This is a genomic window from Blattabacterium punctulatus (assembly GCF_003226695.1).
Lineage (GTDB): Bacteria > Bacteroidota > Bacteroidia > Flavobacteriales > Blattabacteriaceae > Blattabacterium > Blattabacterium punctulatus.
The window spans coordinates 358,432-376,519 of the sequence record NZ_CP029808.1 but is presented as its reverse complement, the minus strand read 5'-3'; the positions used below and the strand labels follow the sequence as shown (position 1 = coordinate 376,519).

Sequence of the window (18,088 nt, the reverse complement as noted above, 5' to 3'; positions counted from 1 at the left end):
AATAATACAATGAAAAAAAAATTCATTGTTGTATTGGGAGGAGGAGAGAGTGGAGTAGGGGCTGCTTTATTAGCTAAAAAAAATGGTTTAAAAATATTTTTATCTGATTCTGGAATTATTCTAAATAAATACAAAAAAATTTTAGTAGAAAATCAAATTCCTTTTGAAGAAAAAGGACATACAGAAAATATGATTCTTAAAGCTATCAAAGTGATCAAAAGTCCGGGTATTTCTAGAGAAAATATTTTGATAAAAAAAATTAATTTTTTAGGAATTCCCATTATTTCCGAGTTAGAATTTGGAAAAAGTTATCTTAATTCTTCTTATATTATTAGTATTACAGGAAGTAATGGAAAAACTACAACAAGTTCTATTGTGTATCAAATTCTTAAAAATGATGGATTTCATGTAGGAATTGCAGGAAATATTGGACGTAGTTTTTCCCGAGAAGTACTAAAAAAAAAAGAGTTTTATGTATTAGAAGTGAGTAGTTTTCAACTGGATGATTGTTTAAATTTTCGTTCAAATATTGCAGTATTATTAAATATAACAAGGGATCATTTGAATATATATAATAATTTTCAAGGATATATATCTTCTAAATTTAGAATTGTTACTAATCAAAATAAGGAAGATATTTTTATTTATAATTATGATGACCCTATTCTAAAAAAGGAATTAAAAAAATATAAAATTTTATCTCATTGTATCCCTTTTTCTATAAAAGAAGAGTTGCAGGTAGGTGCTTATATAAAATGGAATAATATTTTTTTTCGTAAAAAAGAAAATAAAAAAGAAATATGTCTTTTAAATATAGAAAAAATATCTTTAAAGGGCGATCATAATTTATATAATATATTAGCATCAGTTCTTATTTCCAAAATATTGAATGTTAAAAAAAAATCTATTATCCATTCTTTATTGGACTTTTCTCCTATAGAACATAGGATGGAAAAAGTATTAAATATTAATGGAGTACAATTTATTAATGATTCTAAAGCTACTAATGTAAATGCCGTTTTTTATGCATTAAAAAGTATGAATTCTCCTACAATATGGATTGCAGGAGGAAAAGATAAAGGAAATGATTATAGTGAATTATTACCATTGGTTAAAAAAAAAGTAAAAGCTATAATTTTTTTAGGAAAAAAAAATAAAAAATTTATAAATTTTTTTCAAGATGTTATTGATATTATTATAATAACGGAATGCCTTAAAAATGCGGTTCGAATAGCTTACATGTTATCGATTCATGGAGATAATATATTATTATCTCCTGCATGTTCTAGTTTGGATATTTTTAAAGATTATAAGGAAAGAGGTCATAAATTTAAACAAGAAGTAAAAAAAATTTTCTATGAAAAAAATAGATATTTTTTTTAATAGATATATAAAAGGAGATAGATATTTATGGGCATTTATTACCTTATTAGCTATATTTTCCTTTTTACCAGTATACTCAGCAAGCACGAATTTGGTTACTACATATGGAGGGGAGAATACCGTATTCCGTTATTTATTAAGACATACCATTTTTTTGTTAGTGGGGTTTGGGATTCTTTTTTTTACTCAATTTATAAACTATAAATATTTTTATCGTTTTTCTATACTTACAATTCCTATAATTTTAATTTTACTTATTTTTACAATTAATCAAGGGAAAGAATTAGATGGGGTAAATGCATCTCGTTGGTTGAATATCCCCATTATTAATATATCTTTTCAAACTTCCAATATTGCTGGATTAGTTATTTTTATTTACTGTGCTAGATATTTAGCAATAAAAAATAAAGAAAAAATTCATTTTATTAATTCCTTTTTTTCCTTAATTTTTCCTATTTTTTTTATTCTTGGGTTGATATTTCCTGCTAATGGTTCTACTGCTGTAATTGTTTTTATTTCAGTTTTGATTATTCTTTTTATAGGAGGATATCCTTTTACAGGAATTATAGGGATTTTATTTATGGGAATAATATCAGCAGGAATCTATATTTATTCTGTAATAAAATGGGGGGAAAAAAAACCTATAAATAGAGTTTATACATGGAAAAATCGTATAGAAAATTTTCTTAATAATGAATCTGAAGAAAATTATCAAATAAAACAATCTAAAATTGCCATTATTTTAGGAAATAAATTTGGTCGTGGCCCGGGAAAAAGTGTTTTAAAGGCTTTTCTTCCGCAATCTTCTTCAGATTTTATTTATGCTATTATTATAGAAGAATATGGATCTTTTGGAGGAATTATTCTTCTGTTTATTTATATTCTTATTTTGCTTAGAATTATGGTTATTGCTACGAAAGTACAAAATTATTTTTGTACTTTATTGGTTATTTCGGTTGGGTTCCCTATTATAAATCAATCACTCATTAATATGGGGATATCTGTAGGTTTATTCCCTGTTACAGGACAAACTTTACCACTGATTAGTGCTGGAGGTACTTCGATGTGGATAACCTTTTTTAGTTTTGGTATAATATTGAGTGTAAGTAGAATCATATATGATGATTCTTATTATAAGAACATAGAAAAAAGGAAAAAAAATCATAATGAAAAATACTTTTCCACCTAGAATAATTATTGGAAGTGGAGGAACAGGTGGACATATTTATCCAGGAATAGCTATAGCAGATGAGCTTAAAAAACAGATTCCAGAAGTTAATATTTTATTTATTGGATCTAAGAATAACATGGAAATGCAAGAAATACCTAAATTTGGATATCAAATTGAAGGTATTTGTATTTCAGGTGGTAAAGATAAATTTTTTTCTATATCAGGATTTTTTATTCAATCAATAGAATTAGTGTATAGTTACTTTTTAGCAAATAAAATTTTAAAAAAATTTTCTCCAAATATAGTTATTGGAACCGGTGGTTACGTTAGTTTTCCAACTTTATATGCTGCAAAAAAAAAGAAAATTCCCATTGTTATTCAAGAACAGAATTCATTTCCTGGATTTACCAATAGAATATTTTCTCGTTATGCTCAAAAAGTCTGTATTGCTTTTGAAGAATCAAGAAAATATTTTCCTAAGGAAAAAACTATAATTACTGGAAATCCAGTACGATCTGAAATATTGAAAAAATTTCCTAGTAGAAACAAAGCTTGTCATTATTTAGGATTAAAAAAAAATCGACCTATTATTCTATCTATGGGAGGAAGTCAAGGGTCCAATAGTATCAACAATGCTTGGATGAATGGATTAAAAAAACTGATCCAATTTAATATACAACTTATTTGGCAAGTTGGAAAATCTAATATTCATAGAATAAAAAAAAATAATCCTCTTTTTAATCATAAAAATTTTATTGTAATGGAGTTTATTGAAAATCTTCCGATATGTTATGCAGCAGCAGATATTATTGTATCTAGAGCTGGAGCTTTAACTATATCAGAAATATGTTTAATAGGAAAACCTTATATATTAATTCCTTTTCCATGGTCTTCAGATGATCATCAAAATAAAAATGCTAAAATATTGGAGGAAAAAGAGGCGGCTATAATAATTAAAAATGAAGAAATAGAACAAAAATTAGTGGATTCAACAATACAAATACTTAACGATTCTGATAAAAAAAAAAAAATGATGAAAAATATTTTACAATTAGGAAAACCTCAAGCAACAAACGATATTGTTAACGAAATTTTACATATCCTTTTAGGATAAATTTATGAATATAAATCAAATTGATGCTTTTTATTTTTTAGGAATTGGTGGAATAGGAATGAGTTCCTTAGCAAGATATTTTCATTATATGGGTAAAAAAGTTTATGGTTATGATAGATATAAGACCTTTTTAACCAAAAAATTAGAAAAAGAAGGGATATTGATCAATTATCAGGATAATATAGAAATGGTACCTGAATGGATTCATTCTCAAAGATGTCTAATTGTATATACTCCGGCCATCCCATCTACTCATAAACAATGGATTTTTATAAAAAAATACGGAAAAAATATCAAAAAACGTTCTCAAGTATTAGCTTTAATTACAGAAAATAAAATTTGCATAGCTATAGGAGGAACACATGGAAAAACTACTACTAGTGCTTTACTAGGACATATTTTATATAATTCAGGTAAAAAAATTACGGCTTTTTTAGGAGGAATTTCTGAAAATTATCAATCTAATCTTATTTTAAATGGAACGGATATTTTCTTGGTAGAAGCGGACGAATTTGATCACTCTTTTTTATATTTATCTCCTAATATTGCATGTATTACTTCTTTAGATCAAGATCATATAGATACTTATCCTAAAAAAGAATCCTTGATAAAGGCATATATAAAATTTTCCAATAAATTAAAAAATCCATATAAAAAACTATTTCTTTGTAAAGAAGAATATTTTCCGTATTCTAATAAAAACGCTATATATTATTCTGTAGGGAAAATAGGAAATTATTATTCAAATTGTATTTCTATTCAAGGGGATAAATGGTATTTTGATTTTCATACTCCAAAAGAAACATGGAAATCCCTTTTATTACCTATTCCAGGATTACATAATTTAAAAAATGTAACTGCTGCATTAGCTATATCTGATTATTTGAAAATAGATAGTGAAAATATTAGAAAATCCTTATTTTTATTCAAAGGAATTAAAAGAAGATATTCCATACATTATCAATCTAGAAAAAAAATATATATAGATGATTATGCACATCATCCTACAGAAATTAATGCATTGATTAGTACTATAAGAAAGTGTTTTCCTCGTAAAAAAATATTAGGAATTTTTCAACCCCATTTATTTAGTAGAACTAAATTTTTTGAAAAAAATTTTGCCAAAAGTTTAGAAAAACTTGACTTTTTAATTTTGTTGGATATTTATCCAGCAAGAGAATTCCCCATTGATGGTATTAGTTCTAATAGTTTATTAGAAAAAATAAAAATGAACTCTAAAAATAAAGAAGTTACTAGCCTATCTAGAGTTTTAGAAAAAATTGGGAAAAAAAAATTTGATGTTCTACTTACAATAGGTGCTGGTAATATAGATACCTTGATTTTTCCAATCAAAAAATGGTTGTATAAAAAATATGGATAGATAAATTAATAATAAATGAGAAAACATCAAAAAAATTTTATTCCTACTTTATTGTTTTTATATATGATTTTTATGACATTTTTTTTTTACTTTTCTCAAAAAGTACATAAAAATAGAAATTTAGAAAAAATAAATATTATCATGGATCCATTATCCAAAAATCATTTTGTGAATGAAAAAATTATTAAAAATTTTTTATTCTCTACAACAGAAAAAATTGAAAAAAAAATTGGTCAATTATGTATATTAAAAATGGAACAAAAATTAAATAATTACCCTTTTATAAAAAAATCTGAAGTATTTCTTAGTACTGATGGTACCCTAAATATTAAAATTTTGCAAAAAGAACCCATTTTAAGAATAAAAAATGGGAATAAAGAATATTATCTTACTAAAGAATTGGAAAATTTAGGACTTTCTTCTTTTTATTCTTCAAAAGTTATTTTAGCAAAAGGATCCTTTTCTAAGGAAGAAAAAAAATACTTATCGGATTTAGTAAAAACCATAAATTCTGATGAATTATTGAAAAATCAAATTATTAGTATAAAAAAAACTGTTTCTAACTTATTTATTTTAATTCCAAAAATAGGTAATCATCATATTATATTAGGAAATTTAAAGGATTTTAAAAGTAAATTGAATAAATTAAAAGCTTTTTACAAGCAGTACTTAAATAAAATAGATATTAATCAATATAAAAGCATTGATTTACAATATAAGGACCAAGTAGTAGCAAAAAAAAGATAAGTCTATGGAATATCAAGATATAGCTATAGGTCTTGATGTGGGAACCACAAAGATTGTAGCTATGGTAGGAAGGATAAATGAATATAATAAAATTGAGATTTTAGGCATAGGTAGATCTAAAAGTACAGGAGTACATAGAGGTGTTGTTAATAATATTACTCAGACAATTGAAGCTATTCGTGAAGCTGTAAATGAAGCAGAACATAGTTCTGGATTAAAAATAAAAGAAGTTATTGTTGGTATTGCAGGACAGCATATCAGAAGTTTACAACATAATGATTATATTACAAGATTAGATTTTGAAAATGTTATCAATCAAAAAGATATACAAAAATTAATTAACCAAGTCCATAAACTAGTTATGCTTCCAGGAGAAGAAATAATTCATGTTCTTCCACAAGAATATAAAGTCGATAGTCAATCAGAAATCGGAGAACCTATTGGAATGTATGGAAGTCGTTTAGAGGCTAATTTTCATGTAGTAGTAGGACAAATTTCTTCAATTAGAAATATTGGAAGATGTGTAAAAGCTGCAGGATTAAATTTATCTGGTATGACTTTAGAGCCATTAGCTTCTGCAGAAGCTGTTTTAAATATAGAAGAAAGAGAAGCTGGGGTAGCATTAGTGGATATAGGAGGAGGCACTACGGATATTGCAATATTTAAAGATAATATTATTCGTCATACTGCAGTCATTCCTTTTGGAGGAAATGTAATTACTGAAAATATTAAAACAGATTGTTTAATTATTGAACGACAAGCAGAATTATTAAAAATAAAATTTGGATCCGCATGGCCTGGAGAAAATAAAGAAACCGAAATTGTTTGTATTCCTGGATTAAGAGGTCGTGATCCTAAGGAAATTACATTAAAACTTCTTTCTCAAATTATTCATACAAGAGTTTGTGAAATTTTAGAACAAGTTAATATAGAAATAAAAAATTATGGAAATGAAGAGCAGAAAAAAAGACTTATTGCTGGAATAGTGATGACAGGTGGAGGATCTCAACTAAAACATATTAGACCCTTAACAGAATATATTACTGGAATGGATGTACGTATCGGTTATTCTAATGAACATATTTCAGGGGGAGAAAATGGAATGATAAGTGATCCAGAATATGCTACATCGATAGGTTTAGTGATAAAGGGAATTGAAGATAAAAAAAAATATATTTGCACAGAAATGGAGTCTAGATATTATGATGAAACTTCAGAATTTTTTTCTTCAAAATTATATGATAAAAACCGTAGATTCAATAATAATAAGGACCCAAAGGATAAAAAAAATAAGAAAAAATCTAAATCTTTTCTTGAAATTTGGGCTGATAAATTCCGTCAAATACTGAATGATACAGAATAAATAATGAAAAAAGAAAATTTTATACAAAAAAAAGAAAACGTCCCATTTGGATTTTCTAAAAATCGTTCAGCTTCTATTAAAGTTATTGGGGTAGGAGGAGGGGGAAGTAATGCTTTAAGTTATATGTTTGAACAAGGTATTACTGGTGTAGATTTTATAGCGTGTAATACGGATGCACAAGCGTTAAATAATAATCCAGTTCCCTTAAAAATTCAATTAGGGGCTTCTATTACAGAAGGATTAGGAGCTGGTGCTGATCCAGAAGTAGGAGAAAAAGCGGCCTTAGAAAGTCTAGAAGAAATCAAAAGTATTTTAGATTCTAATACAAAAATGACTTTTATTACAGCAGGAATGGGAGGAGGGACTGGAACTGGTGCAGCTCCAATTATTGCCGGTATTTCTAAAGAAAAAGGAATCCTTACTGTAGGTATTGTAACAATTCCATTTCATTTTGAAGGAAAAATGAGATTACAACAAGCTCAAAAAGGAATAGAAACATTAAGAAAAAATGTTGATTCTCTAATTGTTATTAATAACGATAAATTGAGAGAATTATATGGAAATCTTGGATTTAAAGCAGGATTTTCAAAAGCAGATGAAGTTCTTACTACTGCAGCTAAAGGAATAGCCGAAGTAATAACTCACCATTATAAACAAAACATAGATTTAAGAGATACTAGAACGGTACTTAAAGAAAGTGGTACGGCAGTTATGGGATCATCTATTTCTGTTGGTGAAAATAGAGCAAAAGAAGCCGTTGTACAAGCATTAGATTCTCCATTATTAAATGATAATAAGATAACTGGAGCAAAAAATGTTCTTTTGCTTATTGTTTCAGGAAAAATTGAAATTACTATAGATGAAATTGGAATCATTAGTGATTATATACAGGCAGAAGCCGGAAATAATGCTAATATTATTATGGGAATCGGAGAAGACGAAAATTTGGAAGAAAGTATTTCAGTTACTATAGTAGCTACTGGTTTTCCAACGGAAGTACAAAGGGTTATTAATCACGAAGAAAAAAAAATATTTCATAGGTTAGAAGAACCTTACAAACAAAGATTAACAAAAATAGAAGAAATTCCTTCTTATTATAATTCTCAACGAATAGAATCGATTTCTTCAAAAAAAGACATTTATAATAAAAGGGATTCATCGATAAATTATAATAAGGGTAAATTTTCCTTCAGTTTAAATCAAAAAAAAAATCTGATTAATCATCCTTCCAGTTCTTTGGTAGAAAAAAAATATAAAAGATATATGCTAGAAGATAATTTTAATATTCCTATTTCCTACGAAGAAAAAAATAAAATATTAAAAAATAATAAAATGAAATTTACTAATAAAATTCTAATAAAAAAAGAAAATAATAAACATGAATAGATAAAAAATTTTTAGATGAACTATTATATATATCTTTTTTTTTAATGGAAAATCCTAGTATTCCAAAAGGCACAAGAGATTTTTCATCCATAGAGATGAATAGAAGAAACTATTTAATTCAAATTATTCGAAATAAATTTGAACTTTTTGGGTACTATCCTATAGAAACTCCTTCTTTTGAAAATATTTCTACTCTTATTGGAAAATATGGGCAAGAAGGAGATACCCTTATGTTTAGATTACTTCATTCAGGAAATTTTTTAAAAAAAGGAATTTCAGATTTTTTGATTAAAAATAAAGAAACTAAAGTTGATATTATTAAAAAATTATTGACCGAATATATATCTAATAAAGCACTTAGGTATGATTTAACGGTACCTTTTGTACGTTATGTAGTGATGCATAGAAATGAAATTTTTTTTCCTTTTAAAAGATATCAAATACAACCTGTATGGCGTGCAGATAAACCACAAAAAGGAAGATTTAGAGAGTTTTACCAATGTGATGCCGATTTGATAGGAATCGAATCCTTATCTTTATGGTCCGAAATTGAACTTATTAAACTTTGTGACGAAATTTTTACTAAATTAAATTTTCCTATAATAATTCATATTAATCATAGAGATATATTAGGAGGATTAGTAGAAATTTCTGGAATAAAAAATAATTTATGGAAAGATTTTACTATTTCTTTGGATAAATGGAATAAAATGGGAAAAAATATAGTAAAAAAAGAAATGTTACGTAAAGGTATTTCTTCCGAATCTTTTGAAAAGATCGCATATTTTTTTGATATGAAAGAAAATTTTTACAAAAAAATAGAATCTTTAACTTTTGCTTTAAAAAACTCTAAAAAAGGAAAAAAAGGAATAAAAGATCTTAGCTTTATCTTTAGAAAGATAAAAAATATTTCTTTAAAAAATACAAAATTGGAATGGAATATTTCTTTAGCTAGAGGAATGAATTATTATACAGGAACTATATTTGAAATATTTCCAAAGTATAATAAGGAATCTAGGCATTTAAATTCTATTGGAGGAGGAGGAAGATATGATCAATTATCTAGTTTTTTTGGAATGAAAAATTTTTCTGGAGTAGGGGTATCTTTAGGTTTAGATAGAATTTATTTATCTATGATAAAAGAAAATTTATTCCAGAATATTTCTAGTGCTCCTTCAAAAATATTGTTTATTAATTTTGGGGATGAAGAGGTTTTATATGCATATAATATGATAAATTTTTTGAGAAAAAAAGGAATATCCACTCAATTATATCCCAATGCTGTTAAAATAAATAAACAATTTAGATATGCGAACGATAATAATATTCCATTTACTATTAGTATAGGAAAAAATGAAATAGAAAAAAATAAAATACGAGTAAAAAATATAAAAAAAAGAGTAGAAATAGAATATGATAATATCAATGATTTTTTTCATCAATTAAGTAAAGATTCCTTTTAAATTAACATAATAAAATATAAAAATAAACTTTTATTTATTGATTAATAGGCTTTTTTATTCCAAAGAACATAACCTATTATAGATAGTACTGCAAGAAAAATAAATAAAAAACCTGTTAATATAAGACCTTTAAAAAAATAAATGGGGATAGAGATTAAATTCCCAATCAGCCAAAATATCCAATTTTCTACTTTTTTCATAGCCATTTGATACATTCCAGAAAAAAAAATACCAGTTGTCAATACATCCATCCAATCGAAATGATTTTTAAGTTTTCCATTAAAAAAATAAACCGTTATACTGAAAATACAAGTTGATAAAAAAAATAAAGCTGTATAGAAGTAATCTTTTTTATTGGAATAAGTTATAGGTATTTTTTGTTTTTTTTTATCCTTTTTGTAGGTCCATACATACCATCCATAAAAACCCATTCCTGTATAATATATATTGAGAATAAAATCTCCATAAAGAGAGCATATAAAAGTTAAATAACTGTATATAACGGTACTAAATATTCCTATTGGATATAACCATATATTATTTTTTTGTGCAAATATTACACTAAATATACTAAGTATTACAGCTGTTAATTCTAAAATGATATCCCCCCAACTTTTATTATGATAAGGCGATAAAAATATATTTATCCATTCATTCATCCTAAATTATATTTTTATTTATCATCTATAATATAAACTAGATAATGGTCATCTATTTTTCTATAAAAAGCAGATAATTTTTTACTATAGGAATTTTTTATAATCCAACAGGATATGCAAGAATCTTTTTTTATAAAAAAAGGAGAAACTTTATAGTGATTTAAAAAATTGGAGGATTGTCCTCCTTCTAACTTATATAAACTTTCTTTAATCCCCCATATGATATGAAGATAATCTTCTTCATAATTAGGATGAATAAAAACTGATTCATCATTTCTAACAAATTTTTTTTTTATTTTTATTATCTTTTGATCTTTTCGTAATTTTTCTATATCTATACCTATCGGATAGGAACTAATTGCTATAGCAATTAGTTCAAAAGAATGACTTAAAGAAATATACTTTCCTTTAGGAGGAAAAAGAAAAGGCTTTCTTTTTTCATTATACAAAAGATTCATGTTTATACCTATATATCTAAGGGCATAACGGACTCCTAAAAATTCTTTTTTACGTTTTTCTGATAAAGACAAAAAAAACTTTCTTTCTTTATCAGAAAAAATAAATTTTTCTAAAAGCATAGTTTTTATATGTGAACATCTAAAAACTATAATTTTAGTGTGAATATGGTTAAATTTATTCAAAATAAACATAGAAACAGAGATACATACTTTTTCTGTTAAAAAAAATTATTAAAATTCAATCTAGCCATTTTTTTTGTACTATTGTGAAAAATATCCATATATGGATTATAATTTTTTTTGTATGAAACAAAAAATTTCTAAAGCATTAGAAAATGTTTTTATCCTTGAAAATAAAAAAAATATTATTGAGTCTGGAATAGTAAAAAAAATAGATGTATTTAAAGATGAAATAAGAATACATATAAGTTTATACAATCCGACTATGCATATCAAAAAAAAATTAAAAAAAGATATTTTACAATCTATAAAATATCAAAATTTAGATACAAAAAAAATTTGTTTAAAAATAGAAATTCAATTAAAAAATACTGATAAAAAAATATCTGGTATAAAAAATATACTAGCAGTAGCTTCTGGAAAAGGAGGAGTGGGAAAATCTACTATTGCAACAAATTTAGCGGTTTCTCTAGTCAAAATGGGATTTCATGTTGGGTTATTAGATGCGGATATTTATGGTCCTTCCATTCCATTAATGTTTAACCTAGAAGAAGATAAGATCCAATCTTCTATTCTAAAAAAGAAAAATAATTCTTATGTAATGAATCCTATCACTAGTTATGGAGTTAAAATTATATCTTTAGGTTTTTTTTCAAAATCCGGAGAAGCTGTTGTTTGGAGGGGACCAATGGCTACTAAGGCTTTAAGACAATTGATTCATGATACAGATTGGGGTGACTTAGATTTTTTAATTGTAGATTTACCTCCAGGAACAGGAGATATTCATTTATCAATTTTACAAGATATCCCATTAAAAGGAATTATTATCGTTAGTACACCTCAAAAAATTTCTTTATCGGATGTACATAGATCTGTAGCAATGTTTCGTATTAAATCTATTCAAGTTCCAATACTTGGAATAATAGAAAATATGTCTTTTTTTATTGAAAATAAAACCAAAAAAAAACAATATTTTTTTGGTAAAAATGGAGTAAAAATTTTTTCAAAAAAAATGAATATATTTTTTCTGGGAGAGATTCCTATGTTACAAGAAATCAGAGAATATTCTGATTTAGGAGTACCAGTAGTTTTAGAAAATGATCAAATAAGAAAAATTTTTGAAAAAATTACAAAAAATATAATAAATAAATTATCTTAATAATAATTTTTTAAATTAACTAGGAACAAAGTTTTATAAAATCTTTAAAAATTAATATTAGAATAGGTAGAGATTTTTCAGTTTCGTAAAAAAATGGAGTCATCAGATTTATGGAATTGGAATAAGTATCTTTATTTTCATATAATCCAACTATCATGGATATAAAAAAAACTCGTAAATTCATACATCTAGCTGTTATTATATATGAAATGGTATTCATTCCAATACTATCTCCTCCCATAGATCGTAACATTGCATGTTCTGCATAGGTTTTATAATTTGGATATGGAAATGTTACATATATACCTTTTTGTATAATTATATTATGATTCATTGCAATATTTTCTGCCATTTCCAGCATTTTTTGATCATATAACTCGGTAATACAAAAATACTTATTATTTTTTTCTATAAATTTTCTTATTTTAGTATTTTCTTGTAAAAAATTGATATGATCTTTTACCAGCATAAAATCTCCTATTTTATAATTGGGATTTATTCCTCCAGAAAGATTAATCAATATTAATTTATCTACTCCAATATTTTTAAAAATTATAATAGAAAAAGGAATTTTTTCATTTTCATAAAATGGTTCTATTGAAAAAATAACTTTTTTATTTTCTATTTCTCCGAAAATAAATTTTCCATATAATTTTTTTTTATTAAAATTTGGAATTTCTTCGTAAGAAATATATATAGGATTTTTTATTTTTTCTACCAATTTATTAAACTGATTTTCCAATAATATTATTCCAAAATCAGGTTTTTCTTGGATTTTTTTTTGTATATATTTTGTCGATTTTTCTTCTAAAGTTATTGACATAGATTAATTTGTTTTCTCAATTTCTATATTATTATTTAAATAAAATATAATTTTTATAAGATAAAAAATAAAAAAAAATGATTTTCTTGATAGAATATTATTCTTTTTTTTATTAATAAACTTTATCTAGAAAATTTTTTTAGTTATTTTTTTACTGTATAATATTTACTTCTTTTGATAACACGATACCTAACTTTTTTTTAATTTTTTTAGTTATTTTTTCTGAAAAAGAATAAATATCCATACCACTAGCTTTTCCATAATTGACTAAAACTATAGGTTGTTTTTCATAAACCCCAACATCTCCTATTTTTTTCCCTTTCCATCCTATTGTTTCGATCAAGGAACTAGCAGATATTTTTACTTTATCTTTAGAAAAATAATATCCAATAATAGTTGAATATTGATATTGTAATTTTTTTAAATACCATATTTTTACTATAGGATTTAGAAAAAAACTACCAGCATTTCCAATTTTTTTGGGATTTGGAAGTTTTCTATTTCTAATATTAAAGATCGCCTTTCTTAAATCGTAAGGAGTTGGTTTTTTTACATTCATGTATTTTAATTCTTTTTTAATTTCAATGGAATAAATATTTAATTTTTTATATTTTTTCCTTAATAGAAAAGAAACAGATAAAACCAAAAATTTATTTCTAACATGTGGATACTTAAAAAAAGAATTTCGATATTCTAGTTTACATTCTTCTCGGAGAAATTTTCGGATTATACCGCTATATATATCATATACTTGAACTTCTAATAAAGTATCCTTTACTTCTGATCCATACGCTCCAATATTTTGAATTGGGGCGGCACCAACCGTACCAGGAATAAATGATAAATTTTCTAAACCATTAAATCCTTTTTTTATAGTCCAATCTACAAATTCATTCCAATTTTCTCCAGCAAAAGCTTTAACAATTACTTTAGAATTGTTTTCCTCCATTATTTTCCTTCCTTTTATTCCCATTTTTATTACTAATCCTTGATAATAATTTTTTAAAAAAAGAATATTACTTCCATTTCCCAAAAAAAAAATTGGAATATATGGATATCTATCCAAAGTTTTTTGTAGATCTTCTATACTTTTCAAATTTACAAAATAACGTGCATAAACATTAATTCCAAATGTATTAAAATTTTTTAGAGAAAAATTTTTTTTAATATCTAACATATAGAAAATAATTTCATAAATTAACAAATATCATTTTGTACGTAAATATTGTAAATTTATCTATAAATATAAAATTGTTTTTTTATGAAAAAAGGAGGAAATTTTTTTTTAGGATTGATTCTTGGAACTATCGCAGGGTTAGTAATAGGAATTATTTTATCTACAAAAAAAGAAAATAAAATGAGAAATATACTAGAAAAAAAAACTGAAGAATTAAGAAATAATTTACAAAAAATAGGTAAAAACATTGGAAAAAAAGTAAATAGAATTAAATCTGACATTGAAGAAAAATGGAAAAAAAATAAAATAGATAAAATTGATAAAGTAGAAGAAGAATTGGGAACTTAATAATTCTTTTTTTTAATGTTCACATTTATCAAAAATTTGATCAATAAAAAATTGAACTTTTTTAAAAATGAAGCAACTAAAATTCTAGTATCCATCATGACAGAAATTTTTCTGAATTTTTGTTTACTTATATTTTTTATAATGATTCTTTTTTTAGGAAGTTTTTCTTTATCTTTTTTTCTATCCTATTATTTTGGAAATTATATTTTAGGATTTGGAATTATTACTCTTTTATATATTTTTCTTTTATTCTTTATCTTTTTTTTCTGTAAAGATTTTATACGATTTTTTATCAAAGATTCATTTTTTAAAATTTTTGATAAAAAAAAATAAAAGGATTATGAGTAAATTAGAAGTTATTTATGGAATACATCCATTAATAGAAGCCATACAATCCAAAATTACTATTAAAAAGCTATTTTTTCAAATAGGATGGGAACAAGGAGCTAATATTTATAAAAAAAAATTAATAAATCTTTCCAAAAAAAATAATATCCAAATTCATTCCGTTTCAAAAAAAAAATTTGATCAATGGAAAAATAAAAATCATCAAGGAGTTTTTGCTATTCTTTCACCAATAAAAACTTATCATATAGAAGATTTGCTACCTATTTTTTATGAAAAAGGAAAAAATCCAATTTTGCTCATTTTAGATCGTATTACCGATGTTAGAAATTTTGGATCTATCATTCGTACTGCGGTATGTGCAGGTGTAGATTCTATAATAATTCCTAAAAAAGATATGGCTATGATTGGATCTGATTCAATAAAAACTTCTTCAGGTGCTTTATTTAAAGTTCCGATATGTAAAGAAAAAAATATTGGAAAAACTATTGAGTATTTGATAGAATCTGGATTAAAAATTGTTTCAGCTACAGAAAAATCTAATAAATATTGGTATGATATTGATTTCTCATTTCCTACCGCTTTAATACTAGGAAATGAGGAAAATGGTATTTCCCGTAAATATTTAGAACTTTCCTATGAAAAGGCAAAGATACCATTAATAAAAGGAATATCATCTTTAAATGTTTCTGTAGCATGTGGAATCATTTTATATGAAATAGTACGACAAAGAAAAAATATAATAAAATAAATTATTTAAAAATCACTTTTAAATTGTCTTAAAAAACGAATATCGTTATCAAAAAAAAGTCGAATATCATTAATTTGATAAATCAATATAGCAATTCTTTCTATGCCGACTCCAAAAGCAAATCCAGAATAAATTTCTGAATCAATATTTACGTTTTTTAATACTTTGGGATCTATCATACCACAACCCATGATCTCTAACCATCCTCTCTTATTCTTATTTTTAAAATAAATATCCACTTCAGCACTAGGTTCTGTAAATGGGAAATAGGAAGGACGGAATCGAATTTTTACTTCTCCAAAAAGAGATTTTATTAAATATTGAATGGTTTTTTTTAGATCTGAAAAAGATACTTTTCTATCTATAGAAAAACATTCTGCTTGGTGAAACATAAAATGGGAGCGTGAAGAAATTGTTTCATTTCGATATACTTTTCCTATAGATAAAATACGAAAAGGAGGACAATGTTTTTTCATATATCGTATTTGTACAGAAGAAGTATGTGTACGTAATAAAATATCTGGATTCCTATGTAGAAAAAATGTATCCTGCATATCTCTTGATGGATGATCTATAGGAAAATTTAAAGCCGTAAAATTATGCCAATCATTTTCAATTTCAGGTCCCTCTACATAAGAAAACCCTATTTTTCTAAAAATGTTGATAATTCTATTCTTTATAATAGATATAGGATGTATAGATCCTATATCTATAGATTTTCCTGGAACTGTAGGGTCAAAATTTAAGGTATTTTCCTTTCTAATGAAATTTTTGGGATGATTCATTTGAATTTTTTCTTGAACCTTTTTTTTTAAATCATTGATGATTGTACCATATAATTTTCTTTTATAAATAGGTATTGTTTTTAATTCTTTAAATAAAATCGTTAAAATACCTTTTTTTTTACCCAAAAATTTAATTCTGAATTTTTCTAAATCTTCATATTTTTTAGCTTTAAAAATTTTGATTTCTTCTTTAATTTCATCCATTTTTTTATCCATAAAACATGATTATTGATTTTTCTAAATATCATCAAGAATATTTTCTTCAATCATATAACGAATGATTGCTTTCTTAATTAAAAAATATTTTTCTTCCTTTTTTAAAAAGGAGTAATTTTTTTTCAGTAAATAATGTGGCCATCCTTCTCGATCCCTACCAATAAATACATAATAACCAAAAGGTTCTAAAATTCTACATATTGCAATATGCAAAATATTTATTTTATCTTCTTTTTTTAAAAATCTATTTTTACCTTTTCCTAGAACTTGAATTCCTATTAAATAAATAATTCCAATAGTATTAATTTGTCCTCTTAGGTAAAAATTATTTCGTATATATAAAATTACTTTATTCCAATTCAGATGAAATTCTCGTATAAATTTTTTTTTCATGTTATTTTATTAGCTTATTATTAATATTTACAGAAAAAAATAAGAATATTTATGATGATGATCACAGATTTAATTATTCTGATTATAGTTTTATATGGTGGATATCATGGTTATAAAAAAGGGTTATTGTCCCAGTTATTTGTATTCATGATATTTTTTATATTGATATATAAAGGGATCGATATATTTTACTTAGTTTCAGAAATATTACCAAAAAAAGTAAATAGTAGTAATAAAGATCCTTTTTCTACTAGTTATTCTATAATAATTTCATTTTTTTTGATAATTGTAATAGCTTTTTTAATTAAAAAAATTCTAGAATTTTTTTTTATAATTACATGGATAAAACCTATTGAAAAATGGTTAGGTGGTATTTTAGGATTAATAAAATATTTTTTTTATCTATCAATATGTATTCTTTTATTTAAAGAAATAAATGAAAAAATAAATTTAATTCCTTCTAATTTTTTTAAAAATTCTTTTGAAAAAGAATTTCAATATATCTTTTCGATATATAGGAAAGCCCCTCTATTTTTTTTAAAAAAATTAGAAGAATTATATTTGCAAATTTCATAAAATATACTTTAAAAAAAATATGATCATCATGGATACAGTCTCAATAAAAAAAAACGGGTTTGTGGAAAAAACATTTACTCAAAATATGAAATTACATCATTTTTTTTGATAAAAAAATAGTATATTTCTATGTTATCCTTGGAATGATACGAGATTTATCAAATAGTTCTATTAGATTGAAAAAAATAAAATTAATTTATTAAAATTTAG

At 24.4% G+C, this 18,088-nt stretch carries 18 protein-coding genes; 12 read left to right on the top strand and 6 right to left on the bottom strand.

What is annotated here, in order from left to right:
• Positions 1–9 precede the first annotated feature (9 nt).
• Genes murD through hisS form a run of 8 tightly spaced genes read left to right on the top strand, consistent with a single transcriptional unit; the run spans position 10 to position 10,008 of the window.
• Entirely contained in the window at positions 10–1,383 is a 1,374-nt protein-coding gene (gene murD / locus DM780_RS01860; RefSeq protein ID WP_110548759.1) for a UDP-N-acetylmuramoyl-L-alanine--D-glutamate ligase, read from the top strand.
• The gene (locus tag DM780_RS01855; protein ID WP_110548758.1) at positions 1,358–2,572 is read left to right on the top strand and encodes an FtsW/RodA/SpoVE family cell cycle protein; all 1,215 of its coding nucleotides are present in this window, start codon (positions 1,358–1,360) and stop codon (positions 2,570–2,572) included. Before murD ends, DM780_RS01855 begins: the two co-directional genes overlap by 26 nt.
• Positions 2,550–3,668, top strand: a complete 1,119-nt coding sequence (murG, locus tag DM780_RS01850; RefSeq protein WP_110548757.1) for an undecaprenyldiphospho-muramoylpentapeptide beta-N-acetylglucosaminyltransferase — start codon at positions 2,550–2,552, stop codon at positions 3,666–3,668. Before DM780_RS01855 ends, murG begins: the two co-directional genes overlap by 23 nt.
• Positions 3,669–3,672: 4 nt before the next feature.
• Positions 3,673–5,049 (top strand): UDP-N-acetylmuramate--L-alanine ligase, encoded by a 1,377-nt coding sequence (gene murC, locus DM780_RS01845; RefSeq protein ID WP_110548756.1) that lies wholly within the window; start codon positions 3,673–3,675, stop codon positions 5,047–5,049.
• 15 nt (positions 5,050–5,064) lie between these two features.
• Entirely contained in the window at positions 5,065–5,796 is a 732-nt protein-coding gene (locus DM780_RS01840) for a cell division protein FtsQ/DivIB (protein WP_110548755.1), read from the top strand.
• A 4-nt stretch (positions 5,797–5,800) separates the two neighbouring features.
• The gene (gene ftsA / locus DM780_RS01835) at positions 5,801–7,159 is read left to right on the top strand and encodes a cell division protein FtsA (protein ID WP_110548754.1); all 1,359 of its coding nucleotides are present in this window, start codon (positions 5,801–5,803) and stop codon (positions 7,157–7,159) included.
• 3 nt (positions 7,160–7,162) lie between these two features.
• Positions 7,163–8,545: a cell division protein FtsZ gene (gene ftsZ, locus DM780_RS01830; RefSeq protein WP_110548753.1), complete on the top strand. Its 1,383-nt coding sequence runs from the start codon at positions 7,163–7,165 to the stop codon at positions 8,543–8,545.
• Between the two features lie 44 nt (positions 8,546–8,589).
• The gene (gene hisS / locus DM780_RS01825) at positions 8,590–10,008 is read left to right on the top strand and encodes a histidine--tRNA ligase (RefSeq protein ID WP_110548752.1); all 1,419 of its coding nucleotides are present in this window, start codon (positions 8,590–8,592) and stop codon (positions 10,006–10,008) included.
• Positions 10,009–10,049: 41 nt separating this feature from the next.
• On the opposite strand, the gene pnuC is transcribed toward hisS, so the two are convergent.
• Together pnuC and DM780_RS01815 are read right to left on the bottom strand one after the other, a co-directional pair.
• A complete protein-coding gene (pnuC, locus tag DM780_RS01820; protein WP_110548751.1) occupies positions 10,050–10,667 on the bottom strand; it encodes a nicotinamide riboside transporter PnuC in 618 nt (205 codons plus the stop codon).
• Between the two features lie 14 nt (positions 10,668–10,681).
• Positions 10,682–11,317 carry a 4'-phosphopantetheinyl transferase family protein gene (locus tag DM780_RS01815; protein ID WP_110548750.1) on the bottom strand — a complete coding sequence of 212 codons (636 nt, stop codon included), beginning with the start codon at positions 11,315–11,317 and terminating at the stop codon, positions 10,682–10,684.
• Positions 11,318–11,429: 112 nt separating this feature from the next.
• On the opposite strand from DM780_RS01815, the gene DM780_RS01810 reads away from it, so the two are divergent.
• Complete coding sequence (locus tag DM780_RS01810) at positions 11,430–12,464, top strand: Mrp/NBP35 family ATP-binding protein (protein WP_110548965.1); 1,035 nt, start codon at positions 11,430–11,432, stop codon at positions 12,462–12,464.
• A 19-nt stretch (positions 12,465–12,483) separates the two neighbouring features.
• Here DM780_RS01810 and DM780_RS01805 read toward each other — a convergent pair whose 3' ends face one another.
• Both DM780_RS01805 and murB read right to left on the bottom strand, forming a co-directional pair.
• Complete coding sequence (locus DM780_RS01805) at positions 12,484–13,287, bottom strand: purine-nucleoside phosphorylase (RefSeq protein WP_110548749.1); 804 nt, start codon at positions 13,285–13,287, stop codon at positions 12,484–12,486.
• Positions 13,288–13,438: 151 nt separating this feature from the next.
• Positions 13,439–14,464 (bottom strand): UDP-N-acetylmuramate dehydrogenase, encoded by a 1,026-nt coding sequence (murB, locus tag DM780_RS01800; RefSeq protein ID WP_110548964.1) that lies wholly within the window; start codon positions 14,462–14,464, stop codon positions 13,439–13,441.
• Positions 14,465–14,548: 84 nt separating this feature from the next.
• Here murB and DM780_RS01795 point away from each other — a divergent pair, with 84 nt between their 5' ends.
• Positions 14,549–14,812 (top strand): YtxH domain-containing protein, encoded by a 264-nt coding sequence (locus DM780_RS01795; protein WP_110548748.1) that lies wholly within the window; start codon positions 14,549–14,551, stop codon positions 14,810–14,812.
• A 340-nt stretch (positions 14,813–15,152) separates the two neighbouring features.
• Positions 15,153–15,908 carry a 23S rRNA (guanosine(2251)-2'-O)-methyltransferase RlmB gene (gene rlmB, locus DM780_RS01785; protein WP_110548963.1) on the top strand — a complete coding sequence of 252 codons (756 nt, stop codon included), beginning with the start codon at positions 15,153–15,155 and terminating at the stop codon, positions 15,906–15,908.
• 5 nt (positions 15,909–15,913) lie between these two features.
• On the opposite strand, the gene pheS is transcribed toward rlmB, so the two are convergent.
• The gene (gene pheS, locus DM780_RS01780) at positions 15,914–16,909 is read right to left on the bottom strand and encodes a phenylalanine--tRNA ligase subunit alpha (RefSeq protein WP_110548746.1); all 996 of its coding nucleotides are present in this window, start codon (positions 16,907–16,909) and stop codon (positions 15,914–15,916) included.
• 21 nt (positions 16,910–16,930) lie between these two features.
• Positions 16,931–17,302, bottom strand: coding sequence for a hypothetical protein (locus tag DM780_RS01775; RefSeq protein WP_110548745.1), 372 nt, complete (start codon positions 17,300–17,302; stop codon positions 16,931–16,933).
• A 51-nt stretch (positions 17,303–17,353) separates the two neighbouring features.
• Between DM780_RS01775 and DM780_RS01770 the strand changes: the two genes are divergently transcribed.
• Positions 17,354–17,878 (top strand): CvpA family protein, encoded by a 525-nt coding sequence (locus DM780_RS01770; RefSeq protein ID WP_110548744.1) that lies wholly within the window; start codon positions 17,354–17,356, stop codon positions 17,876–17,878.
• Positions 17,879–18,088: the final 210 nt, after the last annotated feature.